Source organism: Priestia sp. FSL H7-0729, from assembly GCF_038005685.1.
Taxonomy (GTDB): Bacteria; Bacillota; Bacilli; order Paenibacillales; family Paenibacillaceae; genus Paenibacillus.
Map to the genome: position 1 here is coordinate 37,890 of NZ_JBBOTQ010000014.1, position 19,358 is coordinate 57,247.

Here is a 19,358-nt window from a genome sequence, read left to right on the forward strand (position 1 = left end):
CGTCTTGTGTTGAAACACTTTATTTGGCTTAATTTTGCTTACCAACACTTCTGTCGTACTTGTCGTACAGTGCGTTCTCATCCATATCCGGGTTACTAACTCGCATCCAGACTTCGCAATGCAACGAACAAACTTCCTGCGATCAGATCCAGTTCTTCCTCGGTGGTGACAAACGGCGGGGAGATCGTCAAAATATTCGCAAACCCTGGCACGGTATCTCCGTTCTTGCCGATCAGAATGCCATCCCGCTTACAACTCGCGAGTACCTTCATCACTTTATCCGCTTCCGCAGGAGAACCATCTGCTTCAATCAACTCCACCCCACAGGCGAATCCGAATGAACGGATATCTCCCACAATGGACAGCTCCAGCAATGGTTCAAGCTTCTCACGAAGCAGGTATCCCAGTTCCTCCGCACGGCTGACCAGATTCTCTCGTTCCAGGATTTCCAGATTCGCCAGCGCTACCCGACAGGACACTGGATTTCCACCAAATGTATTCACATGGCGAAAATGCGCATCCGGTCCGGGTTCCCGGAACGTGTCATACAGATCGGCGCGCACCGCCGTTGCGGATAGCGGTGAATACGCACTGGTCATCCCTTTGGCCATCGTCACAATATCTGGCTGTACGCCATAGTTCTGATGACCAAACTTCTGCCCCGAGCGGCCAAAACCACAGATGACCTCATCGACAATGAGCAGCACGCCATATCGCTGACAGATCTCTTGCACGGTGCGCATATAATCCGGCGGTGGAACAATCATGCCGCCTCCAGTGATCACCGGCTCCATAATCACTGCGGCAACCGTCTCAGGACCTTCCCAACGAATCACCTCTTCATAGATGGTTGCACATTCGAGTCCACATCCATCTTTGTTTCGTCCAAACGGACAGCGGTAACAATAGGGTGGAGGAACATGAGAGAAACCTACACCGAGCGGCTCGTATTTGATCTTGCGGGCGGCTTGCCCGGTGGCGCCCAGTGCCCCCATAGAGTTACCGTGATAGGCACGGTGACGGGAGATGAATTTGTGCCGAGTAGGCTCACCATTCTGATGGTGATACTGACGGGCTATTTTGAAAGCCACCTCATTCGCATCTGAACCCGAGTTGGAGAAAAAGATTCGATACTCCCCCTCCAGCCATTCATTCAGCTTCTCCGCCAGCAAAATCGCCGGTTCATGACTCTGCGTCATCGGTACATAAGCGAGGGCTTTCATCTGTTCGTAGGCACTTCGCGCAATTTCCTCACGGCCATGCCCCACATTCACACACCATAGTCCAGACATCGCATCCAGATAACGTGTACCATCCTGATCGGTGATCCAGCTGCCCTCCCCACTTACCGCAATCATCGGATGATCGTTATGAGGCGAGATGTGATGCCATACGTATTTGCGATCCTTCTCCAGCAATTCTTCCTTCGTACCACCAAGCGGCTGCGGCTGCTGATCTACAGAACTCATTCGTCATCCTCCTCTCTTTAAGCTGGACCTACAGACTTTACACTCGCCACTCCGATTGCAGTACCATCTTCCGATCGCTGTTATCCCCAGATTTTCTAGATTTATTTTTCCTTAAGGAAAAAATCCGGGGATAAAGGCGCACGCTTCGCTTCTTCAGATTGGTTCTGCACTCTTCGTTTTCGTGTAAATGCTTGTTCCCAGCCTAATTACTTCGTCATATTAATCACCGCTTCCTCATAGATGCTCTTCTCCAGCGCTTCATCCAGGTTCGCGGCTTTTTTGATCAGGCCATAGTTCAGTGCAATATCTGCAGTTCGGGTAAATGATTCGTCTACAAAACTGCCAACTTGCTGCTCCGTAAATCCTTCCGGACGAATCAGCTTTGCAATCTCTTCCAGCATCGTGACCTGATGTTCACGAGTGGTGCTGCCCTCCGTCACATTGCTCATCACGATATCCACCGTCTCATCCTGATTGTCGATGGCGTAATTCCAGCCTTTCAGAATGGCACGGGTCACTTTGACCGCAAGTTCACGATTGCTGTCTACCCAATCTTTTTTGGCAATCAGCGTATCCTCCAACATGCCAACACCGGCATCTTCAATGTTGAACACATCCAGATCGGACTCTTTCATTCCACTTTCCAGTACAACGTGGTACTCGTTATAGATCGTTGCTGTCGCCACATCTACCTGGTCATTGAAAAACTGATCCATTGTGAACCCCTGCTTCACCAATTCAATGTCTTTCTTCGGATCCAGGCCATTCTTCTCCATGAACGCGAGCACCTGAAATTGCTGACTGCCGAACCAGGTACTGACCTTCTTGCCTTTCATCTGAGCCGGATCGGTGATACCTAGCGACTTCTTGGCAATCAAGCGATAGCTACTCTTCTGTGAGATCTGGGCGAGCGAGACAAGCGGCAGACCGTTATCCCGGCTGACCAGCAGACTGTCTACTCCGGTAATGCCTACATTAGCTGCGCCATTGACCACCTGCTGCTCAATCACGATATCCGGGCCACCCGGAATAATCTCGGCATCAATGCCTTCATCTGCAAAAAAACCTTTTTCCTTCGCTGCATAGATTCCGGCAAACTGTGCCTGAGGCACCCATTTCAGTTGAATCTTCACTTTGGTTAAGGGTTGATCTGCTTCTCCCGCCCCTCCTGAACTCGCAGCAACAGGCTCCGTAGCTGGCTCGGACTTCGTAGAACATGCGCTCAGCACCGTGACCACCAACAGGACCAATACCAGCAAACCCAACTTCAACGTTTTGTACATGGATAGAACAACCCCCTGTTTATATACGATTTTTCAATCAGGTAGTGTGAGGCTCTACTTCACCAGCTCTATCAATCTATGGTTGCTCTCCTGATGTACGTTATGAATCTGTGCGTGCACGATTCCACGGAATGAGTCGCTTTTCTGCCAGAACAACAGCTTCATACAGCACAATGCCAAGCGCGGCGGCGATAACAATGCAGGACCAGGCCAGTGGCATGTTTGCCAGTCGAATCTGATCCGAGAGCAAGTACCCCAGCCCCTGGGAAGCAATGAAAAATTCACCCACAATGGCCCCGATAATACTGGTCGACATGTTAATCTTCAGACCGGCGAAGAGGGAAGGCAGCGCATGAGGTAGTCTGAGCTTCCAAAAAAACTGCATCCTGCTTGCGGCGAGACCATTCAGCAGATCACTGTACTGCGGCTGAATGGAGGTCAGCCCTTTGAACAGGCTGACGGCCATGGCGGCCATCGTAATCACCGTGACGACTGCAATACGCGACCAGATTCCGTCACCAAACCAATTGTTCATAATCGGGGCAAGGGCCACAATCGGAACGGCGTTCAGTGCCGACAATACCGTAACCGCCGCCCTGCCGCTTGTGGGAAAGAACGATGCACCTGCTGCCGCCAGAGCGCCCAACAGGGAACCGAGCAGAAATCCCCCCAGCATTTCGGTTCCGCTGTACATCGCATATCGAAAGAGCATATTGGCATTTTCCTGTATCGATGCCGCAATCGCGGAAGGCACAGGCAATTGGTAGCTTTCCAGCGAAAATATCCAATGAAACAACCTGAGCTGCCAAAAGGAGAGAAATAATACACCTGCACCCCAAGGAAGCATGCTCAGTGCAATCGATCGCCTGCGAACGGCAGTGCCCAACCTGGCCCTTTCGGCTTGTCCCTGTTGTCCATGGATTTCCGATCCTGGAGCAGATGTCATCTGTGAACCCGTGAGGGGCGCAGCCGCGCCAGTTACAACAGCAATTGCCACACCTTCATCACGTTTCCGTTGCAAAACCCTACCTTCACTCATGTGGCATCGCCTCCTTTGGTCCTGAATTCAGGTTGCCAGGGGGTCAGCCAACGTTCGGCCAGACTGATGACCAGATACGAGATCAGGCCAATGCCAATGCTAAGCATGATGGTGGCCCAGAACATACCTACTTGGGCATGGCCGTAATATAACGAACTAACCATCAGGACGCCGAGTCCGTCGGGAGCGCCCATCAATTCCACAACGATGGAAGAGGTCACCGCCAGCGGAGCAGCTATTTTCATACCTGAAAATAATCCCGGCAGTGCTGAGGGCAGCAGACATTTGATATATCGTGCAGTCAGTGAAGCTCCACAGGAACGCATAAGCTCCAGGTGCTCTGGCGCTGCACTTTTTAATCCTTTTAATGTATGGATGATGATCGGGAAGAAAGTTACATACGCCGCCATAACCATTCGGGCCCACTCCGCGTTGTGGATGATGCCGTACACAATTGGGGCGAGACCAATCACTGGAACCATCTGTGAGGAGACTACATATGGCGATAACGTGCGCTCCAGCCAGACAGCTGCGCTCATGAGCAGAGCCAGACCCAGGCCAAGCAGCGTTCCCCCTGCAAAACCAATGGCCGCATTGCCAAACGTAACCGCCCCCTGCTCTGCCAGCGTACCCGAGTAACGAAACAAGGCTACAAGCACATCATGCAGATAAGGAAGGCGAGACGCCGCCTGCTGGGGTGACAGGAATAGTTGGAGCATCCAGGCGATTCCCTCCCACAGTACCAATACGGCCATAATCCAGATGACGACCCAGGATCGATATCCCGGTTTAAAGAACCGCAGGGACATGAGATTCATCACGCTCCTCGTAGAAGCAATTGCGAATGGTTGTGATCATGTGGTAGAAAGCATCCGTTTCTCTCAGTTCGCTATGGCGTTCAAAGGGCAGATTCACAGAATGAATGGAATGTACTTGCCCTGGATGCGCCGAGAGTACGATGATTCGGTCGGACAGAAATACGGCTTCAGGGATACTGTGTGTGACAAAGAGGAAAGTCTTGCCTGTTGAGCGTTTGATCTCAAGCAGCTCCAATTGAAGCTTTTCTTTGGTGAATTCGTCCAAGGCGGAGAAGGGTTCGTCCATGAGCAGCAGTGGCGGATCAAGCGCAAGGGCACGGGCAATGGATACACGTTGCTGCATGCCTCCACTGAGCTGCCATGGATAATGGTCGGCGAAGCGGGTTAGCCCTACCATTTCAAGCAGTTCACTGCTAATGCGGCGGCACTCCTTCCGGCGAGTACCGAGCAGCTCCAATGGCAATTCCACATTGTGACGAACCGTACGCCAATCGAATAAGGCTGGTGTCTGAAAGACGATACCGAACTGTCGCTGTAGCCGAGCCCGCTCAGGCTCCTGGCCGGCAATGCGAACGGTGCCTAAGGTGGGCTGAAGTAGATCACCCACTAACCGGAGCAAGGTCGACTTGCCACAGCCGGAAGGGCCCAGCAGAGAGACAAACTCATTGGACTGGATCTGAAAGGTAACATCCGACAAGGCAGTGACTTGTTGTGTGCCTGTGCCAAAGACAACGGACACATGATCTACATCAATATGGCAGGCTTCGGGGGCTGTAGCTGAGGGTGCGGAGGACATGGGCATTCTCCTTTGTGGAAGTTATTTTCATTGCATACCAAGTCTGAATGGGAGGTTTATATACACGAACGTAACAGGTTTTGCTTGTTAGATAATACTATATCGCTTTGGGCGGGGATTACATTATACAGTCTGTTTTGAGTATGGGCCTGTTCATGTTACACAATGTAAAATGAGATGAATTCTCAGATACATCCATGTGAGTTTTCTTCGTAGATAGCTGACATCTATTTCACCTAACAACAAGCGCACGATCATTTGTATTTATTGAATAAATATTCGGAAAATATGACATATCCCCTCGTATTCTTGTTCATTTTCTTGTATAAAGATTGAATAGACGTACAAGGACTTCCACTTCCACGTAAGTCATAGCTCCTGAATGATGAAGGCGTTATCACTATTCCGGATCAATCGCTTCGTGGACTGGCTTCCTTTTGTCATATATCACTTTGAAAACCACATAGATAGGTCTATCCAAAGATCAGTAGAACGAAGCTTTCAAATCCAGAAATCGGGGTGGTCATGATGTTTGATTGGCTGAGATGGAGAAAAGGATTGCCGCTGTGGCGATCGTATCGGTTGAACGCACATATGAAGGAAGATGTAGAACAGATTTTTGAGGGGATTGCCGAAACGCGGCGGCAGCTTATGATGGACTGGGCAGATGAACAGTGGAATCACCTGGATCGATTGCTTCAGCAGATACAGTCGATTGATTTCCAAGATGTATTAGAAGGTTCACAGCAACGAATCAAATTAGATACATGGTTTCAATCCAGTTATATTCGAGCCGTTGATAGTACGGAGCTATTTATGCTGAACGAACAAAATCAGGTGGTATTCTCTACATATAAGAAACATATTGGACAGATCTATGCGGATCACGAAGCTTTGATAGGACCAGGATTGAAGTACTCCAGAGCAGATCAGCAGGAAAAAAAATGCTTGTATGGTCCTTACTCCGATCCACTCACGCTGGATATTGGTCCACGCTCGTCCGCTTTTCACGATGATGTCACCTTGCTGTTTATCTCCCCAATTCTGCAGGAAGGTCGCTATGTCGGTTCATTATGCAGCCGTGTACCCGGGGATGTACTGGGTGACCTGATCCAACGAGAGTCCGGTCATATCTATCCCGATTCAGGTGACAATTACCTCTTTATGGCCGAGTCAACATTACGGCCCCATCTGAAGCCCGGCACCGCCTTGTCCCGAAGCCGCTTCGAGGATCGTACTTTTACACATGGGGAAAATCTCAAAGATGGCGTCACCACCGAATGGGGTATCGTTTCTGTTAAAGAGCATACCGAGCTGGAACTCATGTTCACCGATCCATCAACAGGAGAACTTCACCCCGGAGTAGCAAACACCATTCAGAATGGTTCCAATCTATTCGTAGCTTTTCCCGGTTACTCGGATTACCGACATATTTCTGTGATCGGCAAAGGCATCACCTTCCAGCTGCCACACTGTCCTGATCGCTGGGGAATGATGTGTGAAGGGGATCTGGAGGAAGTGTATCGGATACGAAACATCGGCTGGCGCCAGTTCAAACAGCATAGTCTCTTCACGCTTTTGTCAGGCGTTGCAGGAGCTGCTCTTGTCTATGCCTTCACCGGAAGTGGATGGAGCGCCGCAGCAATAGCAGCATTTAATGTGTTATTCGGATTCTTCACTGCATTACAGCTGCATCGTAGCCAATATCGGAGGGTTCATGAAGACTTGCGCCGCATCAGCCGTTTTATTCGAATTAATGCGGAAGGCAGGGGGGATCTGACCCAGCGCCTGGACACATCTGCTTTTGCCCAAGACGAATCGGGTGAACTGGCGAAGTGGATCAACAACATGATTGACTCTCTGGAAGGCATTATGCTGAAGGTACAACTTGCCACAGTAGACGTAATGGATAATCAGTATCAGATGCGAACTTCAACAGAGACAACCCAGGGTACGACCGAGCGTGTAAACTATAAGTTGGGTTCGATGATTCAGGCCATTCGCACCCAACTGGAAGATCTCGATCAGGCCAGGATCGCTGCCGATCACATGCGCATAACGCTGCAACAACTGGAGACCTCTGCAACCGAACAGATCGGCGTGGCCCAGCAGGAAGTGGAACGAATCGGCGATAAAATGACTCAAATCTCAGGAGCGGTATCCGATACCAACCGTACCATCCTGTCCTTTATGGATACGATGAAAGAGATTTACCGCGCACTAGCTGTCATTGATGAAATTTCAGCTCAGACCAATCTGCTGGCTCTGAATGCTACCATTGAAGCTGCACGCGTGGGCGAACATGGCCAAGGTTTCTCGGTCGTGGCAGGGGAAATTCGTAAGCTGGCTGATTTATCCCGTTCTTCTACTGAAAATATTCATCAAATTCTGGACCGGATCTCAACAGCAGCAGGAGCTGCATCCCAATTAATCACAGAGGGTGATCAGGTACTTGCTGAAGGAACGACACTGGTTCAGGCTGCTTCGCAACTTCTAAAAAATGCTACCGCTGAAGAACCTGAGCGCACACAAGTCGTGGATCAGGTGGTCATGCTGATGGAGAATATTGCTGCAATCAGCCATCAAAATCGGGCGACTTCCGCTGAGGTAGAAGCAGAGATGATGGAGCTGATCCGTGATATGTTACAGGTCCAGCATTCTTCGCATAATGTGGAAGCCATTACAGTCTTCCTGCAACAACTTGTGGGGCAATTCCATCTGAATCACCCCGCCAAAAATGCTGTCATCTGACGTTATCGTTGACGCGGATTGGAGAAATAGCTAAAATTTGATGCAACTGTTCCTTTTGAAATTGTCGTATCATTTATAATAGAAGATTTCCAATCTGAACCGATGAAAGGGTGGTCTGCATGGAATTGCTTCAGGATTCATTTGGCCGAATACATGACTACATCCGTATTTCTGTTACGGACCGCTGTAATTTGCGATGTGTGTATTGTATGCCTGCGGAGGGCATGGAGTTTGCTCCACATGATGAGATTATGAGTTACGAAGAGATTGCACAGGTGCTGAAGGTGCTTGCTCCGATGGGTATGCGTAAAGTTCGGCTCACTGGGGGCGAACCGCTGGTGCGCAAGGATCTGCACAAGCTCGTCGGCATGATCTCGGCGATTGACGGTATTGACGATATTGCACTGACGACCAACGCTCTTCTACTGGATAAGCAAGCTCAAGCATTGAAGGACGCTGGATTGAACCGGATTAACATCAGTCTGGATTCCCTGCGCGCTGATCGTTTCTCCATGATTACCCGGGGTGGGGATGTGAACAAGGTACTGAAAGGCATTGAAGCAGCAACAGCCGCTGGCCTTGCTCCGATCAAGCTAAATGTCGTGCTGATGAAGGGTATCAACGATGATGAGATCAAGGATTTCATTGCGATGACGATGGATCAACCTCTTCATGTGCGTTTTATTGAATATATGCCGATTGGACAGGCTTCGGATTCATGGCGCAAATCCTATTTACCGCTGGAAGCCGTCACAGATGTATGCGTTGAGGCAGGCTGGGCGGTAGAAAATACAACAGGCCCTGCGGGCAATGGCCCATCACGCAATATGAAAATTGTGGGTTCCGAAGGCACATTCGGATTGATTCATCCTGTCAGCGATCACTTCTGTGATAACTGCAACCGACTGCGGCTGACCGCTGACGGACATATCAAAGCCTGCCTCTACTGGTCGGATGAGTATAATGTTCGCCGCTTTGTGGATGATCCCGATGCCATGGCGGCGCTTTTCCTCAAAGCGCTGGGTACGAAACCTAAGAATCATGAGATGGCTCTGGCTTTGGAACAAAAAATGCAATCTCATACGCCGACTGTACGGCGCATGTCCCAGATTGGTGGATAACAAAGCAGACGAGAACTTGATTGTTCTCGCCTGCTTTTTTGTCATGTTTTCATAAATTTCTGAAAATAATTAATTCTCCTGTTTCATTTGTTAAAAATTTAATTAATATATCTTATTGCCCTTATCAGGCCTTCAAGATTAACCTCATTCTGACGATGTATACAATACATCTAGATGATATGCACACATACACTATAGGAGCTGAACCTTATTGAACATTGTTGAAGCACTCGTAGCAGCGAGTCCGTATTTTAAAATTATGCTCAAAGAACACGATATCATGATTGCAGTAACCGATACGGAGAAGTTCTGGTATTATGTTCCCAGCAACGAGCTCGATCTGGGGATCAAGGCTGGAGACCCCGTTTCCCTCGATGACCCTACACTCCGCCGGGCACTTATACATGGGGAAACTTCAGCGAACCGAATTGATGCCAAATTTTATGGCACTGCCATCAATTCAGCCGCTACCCCGCTCTATGATGAGGAAGGAAAGATTGCGGGCACGCTTGCTATAGGCTTTTCACTTCAAAATGAAGAAAAGCTAGAGTACTTCACCGATCTGATTACAGGCATCAGCGGCAGATTGACGGATATGGTACAGACGGTAGCCGCTCAATCCGAACAATTGACAGCCTCATCTACACAGATTTTGGACAATACGCGTATGGCAGTGCAGAACTCAGGCGAGGTTAACAAAGTCGCCGCATTCATCCGTGAAATCTCAGAACAGACCAATCTACTCGGCCTGAACGCGGCTATCGAAGCAGCCCGAGCAGGCGAAGCCGGTGCCGGATTCAGCGTCGTTGCATCCGAAGTGCGCAAACTTTCTACGGGTACCAAAGAAGCTACGGTGAATATCGAACGTTCCTTGAAAGATGTTCAGCATTCCATTCAGCAGATGGAGCAGGAGATCACCTCCATCTCACAGTCTAGCAACCACCAGGCTGTGATGGTAACCGAGTTCAGCGAGGTCATTGATCAGTTGAACAGTGTAAGCCGTGATCTGAAAGTATTTATTGAATCCATGCTGCTGAAGGCAGAATAAATTCAATACGATGACCTTTACTTAAATGGATTAACCCTATATAAAAGTCGCAACACCGAAGCGGTATCGAGCACTACATGTTTCATCTCAATAACCAGATCAGCAGGCATCTATTGATAACCAAATTCAGCACCTACATAAAACTCCCCGTGTGATTAACGTCACGGGGAGTTTTTTATTCCAAACAAAATGAGCAATATCACGGTCCTTCTATGCATAGATGAGCTTCCACAGCATCATAACCGCCAGCCCGACCATGACCACAGCGGACAACCGATTGAACACCAGACTGATGCGTCCAGTTCGATCCGTTCTCCCAACCAACCTGCCTGCACCTGCAAGTCCCAAGAACCATACCCACGATACAACTGCGGCTGTCAGGGCAAAATAGATGCGCTCCACCCCTTCATACTGAAGTGAACTGGTGCCAATCACGGCAACCGTGTCCAGCAGAGCATGGGGATTGAGTAGAGATACCGATGCGGCGAACGCAATCTGTCGCCCTGCTAACATAACCGTCTGCGAACCTTCCACGGATTCGGACGACCTCCAAATACTCCATGCCATATACAGCAAAAACAAACTTCCTGCGGCATACAACACATTCGCCAGCACTGGCCATTGCAGCAAAATAAGCGACACCCCTCCAACAGCTGCCCCGATCAACAACGTATCACTGACCCCTGCCGTTATTATAGCAGGCAGCGCATGTATATAACGTCTCTGACTCATGCCCTGATTAAAAATAAATACATTCTGTACACCCAATGGCAAGATCAGGCCAAACGCCAGAATCACTGCGTGAATAACAACCTCCATCGTTCTTCCCCCTTATCTCTGTATTCCATCGTAGGGCAGTTGAGGGCTGACGTAACCAACCACTTGGATGGCATCAGACCCAACCAAATGTTATAGTTAAAAATAAAAATTTACACGTTAACGGAGAGGGCAGAAATAACCTGAAGAAGCGAAGCGTTCGCCTTTATCCCCAGATTTTCACCTTTATAAGAGCAATTTTAAAATCTGGGGATAACAGCGATCGGAAGGTTGTTCCGCCATCGAAGTACCAAGTGTAAATTTAAACAGAGGTGATTCTGCCTGTCATGGAACGTTCTGATTCTCGACTACACATGAGCTGGAAGCCGAATCCTTCTCTCGACTTGCCCTTATATCGCCAGATTGAAGCCTATATCCGCCAGAAAATCACAACAGGTGAATGGTCCGCAGGATATCGTCTGCCCTCACAGCGAATATGGGCTGAGTCCATGGGAGTAAACCGCAGTACATTGGTCACTGCCCTTGATAATCTGGCCGCCGCGGGTCTGCTTGAAGGCAGACATGGTGGGGGCACTTATATTTCCGGCTCCGGTTGGCATGGCATGGCTCACGGAGCGATGCCCAACTGGAATGAAGCCATTGAGGAGGGGTGGTACTATCCCAACCTGCCAGAGATCCAGCAGATTAATCAGGCAGAATTCCGACCTGGCATCATACGTCTTGGTACAGGGGAGCTTGCCCCGGAGCTGATGCCTCAGGATGCTTTTAACGATATTCTGCATGCCCTGTCCCAACGTTCTCGCACACTGAACTACCTGGAACCTCAGGGAAGTCTGGAGCTTCGTGAGGCTTTATCCAGTCATTTGCAGACAGTTGGCATTCAAGCCTCTCCAGATTCCATACTCATTGTATCCGGCTCTCTTCAGGCACTGCACTTGATATCAGTCGGACTGCTCCCTCGCGGATCAGCAGTTCTGCTGGAGAAACCATCATACCTGTATTCGATTCACGCCTTTCAATCGGCAGGGTTGAAAATGAGCGGGATCCCGATGGACGATGAAGGACTGCACATTGCACGCCTGGAAGATGCCTCGCAGCATGTAAAAGATCAAGACCACATCTCGCTGCTCTATACGATACCGAGCTTCCACAATCCCACGGGCTCTGTGATAAGTGATCCCCGTCGGGATGAACTGATGGCCACCGCTCGAACATTAGGCATCTCCATTCTGGAGGATTCGGCCTACAGCGATCTGTGGCTGGACACCCCACCTCCGCCATCACTGAAGGCACGTGACCAGGAAGGACGGGTGCTGCATATGGGCACCTTGTCGAAGGCAGTCAGTCCCGGCTTACGCCTCGGATGGCTGTTAGGGCCAGAACCGGTCATACGCCGGCTCGCAGATATCAAGATGCAGACCGACTACGGTACCAGTTCACTCGCGCAGGAAGCCGCTGCCTTGTGGTTTGCCGAAGGGCATCATGCAGAACATATGGAACGCCTTCGCCCTGAGCTACGCAGACGCAGAGACTTCATGCTGGATCTATTGCAACGTCATTTTGACGGCATGGCGAAATGGAACATACCCGCTGGCGGCTTTTACATCTGGCTGCAATTCACTGTGTCCCCGCTCTCTATCCGCCAATTGTTCCATGCCTGCCTGGAACAGGATGTGCTTATCCATCCGGGCTACCTATATGACCGGCTGGATGCGAGTCATATTCGGTTATCTTACGCCTATGCTTCCCCTGATGAGATGGAGCGCGGGTTACAATGCCTTGCAGAAGCTATACACAGGCTCATGGATTCTGGCTCATGACTTCAAATGCTGGGTCCTGATTTCACAACCAAAAAAAGCCTTGATCAGAAAGGACAATGTCCTTCAGATCAAGGCTTTTTGCGTTAGTTTTGTAAGTTTGATCGAATACCAAAAGCGGGTCGATACCAAAAGTGCTCCGGGATTTCATCGTATCATCCTGCTATTCGCTTACCCTTTGACCGCACCCTCTGCAATGCCCTCCATGATGAACTTCTGGAAGAAAGCATAGATCAGAATAACCGGGATCGCAGTCAGTACCAAGGATGACAGAATCAACGGCCATTCCTTGTTATATTCCCCAAATAACATGTTTGTGGACAGAATCAGTGTATACCGATTCACATCGGTCAACATGAGCAGTGGCAACAAGAAGTCATTCCAGATCCACAGAAAGTCCAGAATCGCGATGGTGACTGTGATTGGAAGCAAGAGCGGGAAGATAATCTGGAAAAAAGTCTGAAACTCATTGCACCCGTCAATCTGAGCCGATTCCTCCAATTCACGCGGAATGGACTTCACAAACCCGTGATAGAGGAAGATCGCCATGTTCACACCAAGTCCGATATAGATCAGGGCCAATCCGTACGTGCTTCCTTGAACGCCCATGCCTTTGGCTACCCGAGTCAACGGAATCATGATGGAGTGGAAAGGCACCAGCATGGATGCAACAAACAGGAAGAAGATCAGGTTACTCAAGCGGCCAGAGGTACGTGAGAGTTTGTATCCCGCAAGTGAGGCACAGAAGACGATTCCTCCGATCCCCAGAAAGGATACAATGGCCGAGTTCATCGAACTGCCCAGCAGATTGATTTTGTTAAATGCGTCCGAATAATTCTCCCAGTGAAGCGTCGTCGGCAGCGCGATAAAGGATTGGAACATCTCACCTTGTGTTTTAAAAGAGTTCACTACTGCCATGTAGATCGGCAGCATGGCCACAAGAGAACCCAAGATCAGCAGCAGGCGAATCAGATAGCTGTTCAGTCGTTGCATCCTCATGCTTCCACCTCTTTCTTCTTCATGACGGTGATCTGGATGAGTGTAAAGATGAGTACGATGATGAACAGCACAACCGATTTGGCACTCGCATAGCCGTACCTGAAATTGTTGGAGAATGCTTCTTCATAAATGTTCATTGTGATAACCTGTGTGGCCCGGCCCGGTCCACCACCCGTCAGTCCATAGACCACTTCGAACACCTTGAAGGCTCCGTTCAGCGTCAGGAAGAAACAGATGGTCACGGCATGAGTAATCATCGGCAACACCACATTGCGCAGCACCTGGAATGCGTTGGCCCCATCAATAACAGCCGCTTCCTTGAGACTTTTCGGCACACCCTGGAGAGCGGCCAAATAGATGATCATCATATACCCCACACCGTTCCAGAGCGATACGATCAGAATGGAGTAAAATGAAAACTTCGGATCTCCCAGCCATTGCTGGTCCAGGAACGAAATGGCCAGTTTCTGTGCGAGTTGTGGCAGCACCTGAGAGAAGATGAATGTCCACATGAAGGCACTGATGATCGTACTGATCATGTTAGGCATGAAGAACAGGGTTCGGAATAGCCCTTTGCTGCGCGTCCGTGATTCAATCAACACGGCGAGCAGCAAGGCAATTCCATTTTGCAGAATGAGCATAAATATTACATATTTCATCGTGAACCACAGGGAGTTCAGAAAGTCCGGATCTTCTTTGAACAATTCCACAAAGTTGCCCAGACCGATAAAGCTGTAATCCCGATTGAGCCCGTTCCAATCCGTCAGACTGTAGAACATGCCACTAAACGTGGGATACAGCAGGAAAATCGCATAGATGACAAAGGCAGGCGCAGTGAACGCGAGCAGTGACAGATACTTCTTGAACACATTCGTAGCCATAGGTTCTCCCCCTTTTCACTCGAAGCGGATAATCGATTGTAAACGGGGGAACGAAGAACGTTCTGCCAGCCGTTTCATCTGCTTGGGCCTCGCAGCTCCTTACTTGTTGACTTTATTGTAGGATTTCCACGCTTTGTCGAGCGCATCGATAACCTGCTGTTGATTTAATTGCCCGGAGTAGTAACCTTGCAACGCTTTGCCTGATTCATCTTTAACCGCTTGAGGGATGGAAGGGTCCTGATAGGCTTTGCCTTCATTCACATATTTCAGGGCATCGTCTACCCATGGGAAGCTCTTGAAGTCATGGATCTTGGCGACCGGATTGAACTTGAGTGCTTCGTAGAATGCACTTGAATCCTTGTCATCGAGAATGTAGTTCACGAAGTCGAGTGCCACTTCTTTGTTCTTGCTGGATGACGATACTGCCAGTGAAGTGGAAGTACTCAGATTGATTTTGGTATCATCCGGATTATCATTGATCGGCATTGGTGCTACACCAAAGTTCAAGTCCGGGTTGGACTTCAGAATGGTTTCGGCAAACCATGGTCCCTGAATCCACATCGCGGCGTTTCCTGAAGCGAAGGCTGCTGAACCATCATCTCCGCCCACTTCCAGCGCTTTGTCCGTTCCATTCGCATTGACCAGATCAAAAACGTCGAACAACGCTTTCATATCCGAGAAGGAGCCCTGATCCTGATTCATCTTGTCGATGAAGTCTTTGTGCTCCGACTGTGTTAAAGCCCCCACAGTGAGCGGCAGGAATAATTGCGGAATCCAGGATTCTTTGTAGGACAGTTCAAACGGTGTGATGTTGGCTGCTTTCAGTTTCTCCACGACCGCTTTCATTTCTGTTAACGTCGTTGGTACTTCCAGCCCTTGCTCTTCGAAGATATCTTTATTGTACAGATAGCCCCATGATAACGTTTCCAACGGAACTGCTACGACCTTGCCCTCCGCATCCGTTACGGAAGGTTTCACCGAATCCAGTAATTTATCGACAAAAGGTTGGCCCGACAGGTCTTCCAGATAACCCGCTTTGCTAAACGGTGGAATCTCATTGACTGCATGCAGTGCGAACACATCCGGTGCATCATTGGAGGCGAGTCTTGTCTTCAGAATCTGAGGTGCATTGTCCGCTGGCGGCATCTCCAGTTGCACGTTCACTTCAATGTTTTTCTCTGCTTTCTCTTTGGCTTTGAACTGTTCTATATATTTATCGTAATGTTCTTTCAGCCGAGGTTGTGCAACAAATACTTTGAGGGACACCGTGCTGCCTGATGCCGATTCTTCCTGCCCATTGTCCGTTCCTGCATTGGAACCGCAACCTGCGAGCAGAACACTGACCAGTACCGCACTTGCTACGCTTTTCCATACTTTCATCTCTTATGACCTCCCGGTGTGTGACTGGTTTGTCTTTCATAGGCTCATTATATATCAGAAAATGAAAGCGCTTCATTGGACAAAATTAGACTCGTTTATTGGATTATTTTAAACCTTAATCCAACCACAAGTGCTCCCTCGAACGAATCAATCCGAGCTACTGCCTGAATTGCTTCACATACGAGTTTGTCCCTTCCGCATCTCTCCCGGGGAAACTCCGAAATGTTTCTTGAATACCCGATAGAAGTAGGACACATCCTCATAACCCGCCATCTCGGCAATATGTTTGAACGGAATCTGTTCATCCATCACCCATTCCTTCGCTCGTGTCATACGTAACTGGACAACATAGTCGGTCACGTTCACCTCGTACTCTTTCTTGAATACCTTGCTGAGATATTCCTTGCTGACAAAAAAGATCTGGGCGAGCTGCTCCAGCGTAATCATCTCCATACAGTGCTGCTCAATGTATTGTTTCACCTCATTCAGGTTTAGCTTGTTCTTGAATTTACGCTGCGCAATGAGCTGCTCCAAAGCCTGGTAGTACGGCGCGGATATCCAGTTGATTGTGGATTCAATGGAAGCCAGCGCTGTTGAAGGAGGTAGCGCTGTTGCTTCGGGTCGCTCGTACAAGCCATTGGAGACACACAACTCATCCAGCAATGCCTGTAGTTCATTGGCGACCCGTCCAAGTTGCCGGGGACTTTGGATCTCGCATCGTTCCAGCTTCTGCTGCAATTGCTGGAACCATTCACGCAGACTCTGACTGTTCAGGTCATTAAACCTAAGACGGGCCTGCTGTTGAAACAGGGAGAACTCACCTGCGAACGAAGATGGGTATGCCTCCCATGATTCAGGCGCGGATTCAACCTTTTCCAAGTCTCTTCCACATTTGGCCAGCACCGCATTCAGTTCATCCGGATTCACCGGTTTGAGCAGATAATCAGCAGCCCGATGTCGGATCGCATGTTTGGCATAATTGAAGTCATCATACCCGCTTACCACAATCACTTTGATCTGTGGATACTGTCCGCTCAGCGTCTGTAGCAGTTCCACACCGTCTGAGCCGGGCATGCGCATGTCCGTAATGATAATGTGAGGCTGATGCTGCTTGACCAGTTGTATGGCCTGCTCGCCATCCTCTGCCTCACCAGCAACGGTCATGCCGAGTTCATTCCAATCCCCCAGGTTGCGCAATATATCCCGGTTCCACGGTTCATCATCCACCAGCAGCACTCTGTACAGTTCCTTGTTCACAAGGCTTCGCCTCCTCTATTGCAGGGAATACGTACCGTAACGCATGTCCCCTGTCCGTAATCACTTTCCATGTCCATTCCATATTCAGGTCCAAAATGCATTACCATTCGTGAGGCCGCATTGACCAGTCCAATACTTGTACCTGAACTCCATACCCGATCGGCCTCCCACGTAAGTCGCTCCAGCTTGGACTGCATCTCCGCTAGTTTCTCAGCATCCATACCCACACCGTTATCACGAATTCGAATGGTTACCTCTTCAGGTTCACAGACGACCTCAATGCCCAGCCTCCACTCTCCCGGTTTCTTCTCCAGACCATGCAAAAATGCATTCTCCACAATGGGTTGTAAAGACAACTTGGGAATATAACACGCCCGAAGTTCTCCGGTAATCTCCAGTGTATATTCAAGCTTGCCGCCAAAACGTTGCTTCTGAATGAGCATATAATGTTCCAACTGATCGAGTTCAGACTGTAAAGGGACAAGTCCATCCGGCGCTCGCACAATATAACGAAACATCTCGCTCAAGGCTCGAATGACTTTATAACTGTCTGCCGGTTTTTGCGAATAGACCATACCACCAATCATCTGCAACGTATTTTGCAGGAAATGCGGATGGATCTGGGATTGCAGTGCTTTGAGCTCCGCCGTCTGTTTCTCCAGATTCATCAGGTAGTTGTCCCGAATGTGTTCCCGGATACGGTTTGACATGCCATGCAGATTTTTCTCCAGCAGACCAATCTCATCCACCCGGCCGCTTCGTACCACTTCTCTGTCCTTAATCAACTGAATACCCTTCATGGAATTGGCCAGTCGGACAATGGGCTTCGAGGTGCGCCAGGCCACGAGCGCAGCTATTCCCACAGAAATGACGGTTGCTAGGCCACCTACAACCAGTCCATATTTCATCGTTTCCAAGGCACTCTCGTTAATCACATGGGCAGGTACAATCTTGATCACACGCAGTCCTGACGGTTCGATGGAATGATAGAATACGTATTCCTTGGCTGTACGGATGAAACCGGAATTTTCTTTGGTGCCTGCCAATCTCTCCAATGCTTCAGCGGACGGCTGGATGTCTTGATTCGGCTGATAGACCGGGCTGCCCGCACTGTCGGCGATGTATACTGCATAATCCCCCCTGCTATCCAGCAGCTCCAGGGTCTGATTGAACTCAGCCCACTTGACCTCCAGACTGATGGCACCGATCTGTGCCTGATCCTCAAAGCGGTTCATGCTGCGGGTCATGTGGAACTTTTGCGGATCGTCAGGATCATTGATAATCGTAAAATCTTTATGTTGTGCAAAAAGCTCATGATATCCTTCCGGTATTTCCGATACCGCCTTGATGCGAGAATCCATGGAGTTGAAGGTGAACAGGGTGTCCAATTCCTTCAGATACAGCTCAACCCCAAATACATAATTGCCGGCAGAATAGTATACACTGTTCAACATATTGAACATGGCCTTCTGTTCGTCAAATCGGCTGGCTGCCGGCGCTTCCTGGTTCAATGCCAGATACTGATGCAATTCGTCACTAATCTGAATGGAATAGATGATATTGTTCATGCGAGCGAACTGTTCTCCCAGATAGATGGAGGCCCAGTTCATATTGGCGCGGTTGGTCTCCATAATCTCCTCTTCCATGGAAGAGCGGGTATTCTCGGCTGCCATAGCGGTCATGGCAATGACGGGCAGAACAGCCAGCAGCGTCATGGTAAGAATCAATTTATTGCGGATGCTGCGTTTGAAAGGATCTGTCAGCTTCCGATAACATTCGGTAAACACAGCGCATCCACTCCTGAGCTAAAATAGACAAACGCCCCAGCGTGGAAGCCGAGGGCGCTTTGGTCTTGATATTCGTTTGGATATGTTAAAATATCACGTTATACACTAGAATGAATGGTTACACGAGATCACTAC

General features: G+C 49.3%; 15 protein-coding genes. 4 read left to right on the plus strand and 11 right to left on the minus strand.

Going from position 1 to position 19,358, the window contains the following annotated elements; all coding sequences use genetic code 11:
* Positions 1–95 precede the first annotated feature (95 nt).
* From MHH93_RS23550 to MHH93_RS23570, 5 genes are all read right to left on the minus strand, one after another.
* Positions 96–1,469 (minus strand): aspartate aminotransferase family protein, encoded by a 1,374-nt coding sequence (locus MHH93_RS23550; RefSeq protein ID WP_500055998.1) that lies wholly within the window; start codon positions 1,467–1,469, stop codon positions 96–98.
* Between the two features lie 206 nt (positions 1,470–1,675).
* A complete protein-coding gene (locus MHH93_RS23555) occupies positions 1,676–2,752 on the minus strand; it encodes an ABC transporter substrate-binding protein (RefSeq protein ID WP_500055999.1) in 1,077 nt (358 codons plus the stop codon).
* A 100-nt stretch (positions 2,753–2,852) separates the two neighbouring features.
* Entirely contained in the window at positions 2,853–3,791 is a 939-nt protein-coding gene (locus tag MHH93_RS23560) for an ABC transporter permease (protein WP_500056000.1), read from the minus strand.
* Positions 3,788–4,600, minus strand: a complete 813-nt coding sequence (locus MHH93_RS23565; protein ID WP_500056001.1) for an ABC transporter permease — start codon at positions 4,598–4,600, stop codon at positions 3,788–3,790. Before MHH93_RS23565 ends, MHH93_RS23560 begins: the two co-directional genes overlap by 4 nt.
* Complete coding sequence (locus MHH93_RS23570; RefSeq protein WP_500056002.1) at positions 4,581–5,405, minus strand: ABC transporter ATP-binding protein; 825 nt, start codon at positions 5,403–5,405, stop codon at positions 4,581–4,583. Before MHH93_RS23570 ends, MHH93_RS23565 begins: the two co-directional genes overlap by 20 nt.
* 525 nt (positions 5,406–5,930) lie before the next feature.
* On the opposite strand from MHH93_RS23570, the gene MHH93_RS23575 reads away from it, so the two are divergent.
* From MHH93_RS23575 to MHH93_RS23585, 3 genes are all read left to right on the plus strand, one after another.
* The gene (locus tag MHH93_RS23575; protein WP_500056003.1) at positions 5,931–8,156 is read left to right on the plus strand and encodes a methyl-accepting chemotaxis protein; all 2,226 of its coding nucleotides are present in this window, start codon (positions 5,931–5,933) and stop codon (positions 8,154–8,156) included.
* A 119-nt stretch (positions 8,157–8,275) separates the two neighbouring features.
* A complete protein-coding gene (moaA, locus tag MHH93_RS23580; RefSeq protein ID WP_500056004.1) occupies positions 8,276–9,277 on the plus strand; it encodes a GTP 3',8-cyclase MoaA in 1,002 nt (333 codons plus the stop codon).
* 211 nt (positions 9,278–9,488) lie between these two features.
* Positions 9,489–10,325 (plus strand): methyl-accepting chemotaxis protein, encoded by an 837-nt coding sequence (locus tag MHH93_RS23585; protein WP_500056005.1) that lies wholly within the window; start codon positions 9,489–9,491, stop codon positions 10,323–10,325.
* Positions 10,326–10,535: 210 nt separating this feature from the next.
* Here the strand turns inward: MHH93_RS23585 and MHH93_RS23590 are convergent, their stop codons facing one another.
* Entirely contained in the window at positions 10,536–11,144 is a 609-nt protein-coding gene (locus MHH93_RS23590) for a LysE/ArgO family amino acid transporter (protein ID WP_500056006.1), read from the minus strand.
* Positions 11,145–11,428: 284 nt separating this feature from the next.
* Between MHH93_RS23590 and MHH93_RS23595 the strand changes: the two genes are divergently transcribed.
* Entirely contained in the window at positions 11,429–12,922 is a 1,494-nt protein-coding gene (locus MHH93_RS23595; protein WP_500056007.1) for an aminotransferase-like domain-containing protein, read from the plus strand.
* Positions 12,923–13,090: 168 nt separating this feature from the next.
* Here MHH93_RS23595 and MHH93_RS23600 read toward each other — a convergent pair whose 3' ends face one another.
* The 5 genes from MHH93_RS23600 to MHH93_RS23620 form a co-directional block, all read right to left on the minus strand.
* Positions 13,091–13,918 (minus strand): carbohydrate ABC transporter permease, encoded by an 828-nt coding sequence (locus MHH93_RS23600; protein WP_062836914.1) that lies wholly within the window; start codon positions 13,916–13,918, stop codon positions 13,091–13,093.
* The gene (locus MHH93_RS23605) at positions 13,915–14,799 is read right to left on the minus strand and encodes a carbohydrate ABC transporter permease (RefSeq protein WP_124116573.1); all 885 of its coding nucleotides are present in this window, start codon (positions 14,797–14,799) and stop codon (positions 13,915–13,917) included. The genes MHH93_RS23600 and MHH93_RS23605 overlap by 4 nt, the downstream gene beginning before the upstream one ends.
* Positions 14,800–14,898: 99 nt before the next feature.
* Positions 14,899–16,179, minus strand: a complete 1,281-nt coding sequence (locus tag MHH93_RS23610) for an ABC transporter substrate-binding protein (protein ID WP_500056008.1) — start codon at positions 16,177–16,179, stop codon at positions 14,899–14,901.
* A gap of 174 nt (positions 16,180–16,353) precedes the next feature.
* Positions 16,354–17,436 carry a response regulator gene (locus MHH93_RS23615; protein WP_500056009.1) on the minus strand — a complete coding sequence of 361 codons (1,083 nt, stop codon included), beginning with the start codon at positions 17,434–17,436 and terminating at the stop codon, positions 16,354–16,356.
* Positions 17,433–19,223 (minus strand): sensor histidine kinase, encoded by a 1,791-nt coding sequence (locus MHH93_RS23620; RefSeq protein WP_500056010.1) that lies wholly within the window; start codon positions 19,221–19,223, stop codon positions 17,433–17,435. Before MHH93_RS23620 ends, MHH93_RS23615 begins: the two co-directional genes overlap by 4 nt.
* Positions 19,224–19,358: the final 135 nt, after the last annotated feature.

Coding starts and splice junctions, on each gene's coding strand:
- MHH93_RS23550 (WP_500055998.1), bottom strand. CDS start 1,469: ATGAGTTCTGTAGATCAGCAGCCGCAGCCGCTTGGTGGTACGAAGGAA.
- MHH93_RS23555 (WP_500055999.1), bottom strand. CDS start 2,752: ATGTACAAAACGTTGAAGTTGGGTTTGCTGGTATTGGTCCTGTTGGTG.
- MHH93_RS23560 (WP_500056000.1), bottom strand. CDS start 3,791: ATGAGTGAAGGTAGGGTTTTGCAACGGAAACGTGATGAAGGTGTGGCA.
- MHH93_RS23565 (WP_500056001.1), bottom strand. CDS start 4,600: ATGTCCCTGCGGTTCTTTAAACCGGGATATCGATCCTGGGTCGTCATC.
- MHH93_RS23570 (WP_500056002.1), bottom strand. CDS start 5,405: ATGTCCTCCGCACCCTCAGCTACAGCCCCCGAAGCCTGCCATATTGAT.
- MHH93_RS23575 (WP_500056003.1), top strand. CDS start 5,931: ATGATGTTTGATTGGCTGAGATGGAGAAAAGGATTGCCGCTGTGGCGA.
- moaA (WP_500056004.1), top strand. CDS start 8,276: ATGGAATTGCTTCAGGATTCATTTGGCCGAATACATGACTACATCCGT.
- MHH93_RS23590 (WP_500056006.1), bottom strand. CDS start 11,144: ATGGAGGTTGTTATTCACGCAGTGATTCTGGCGTTTGGCCTGATCTTG.
- MHH93_RS23595 (WP_500056007.1), top strand. CDS start 11,429: ATGGAACGTTCTGATTCTCGACTACACATGAGCTGGAAGCCGAATCCT.
- MHH93_RS23600 (WP_062836914.1), bottom strand. CDS start 13,918: ATGAGGATGCAACGACTGAACAGCTATCTGATTCGCCTGCTGCTGATC.
- MHH93_RS23605 (WP_124116573.1), bottom strand. CDS start 14,799: ATGGCTACGAATGTGTTCAAGAAGTATCTGTCACTGCTCGCGTTCACT.
- MHH93_RS23610 (WP_500056008.1), bottom strand. CDS start 16,179: ATGAAAGTATGGAAAAGCGTAGCAAGTGCGGTACTGGTCAGTGTTCTG.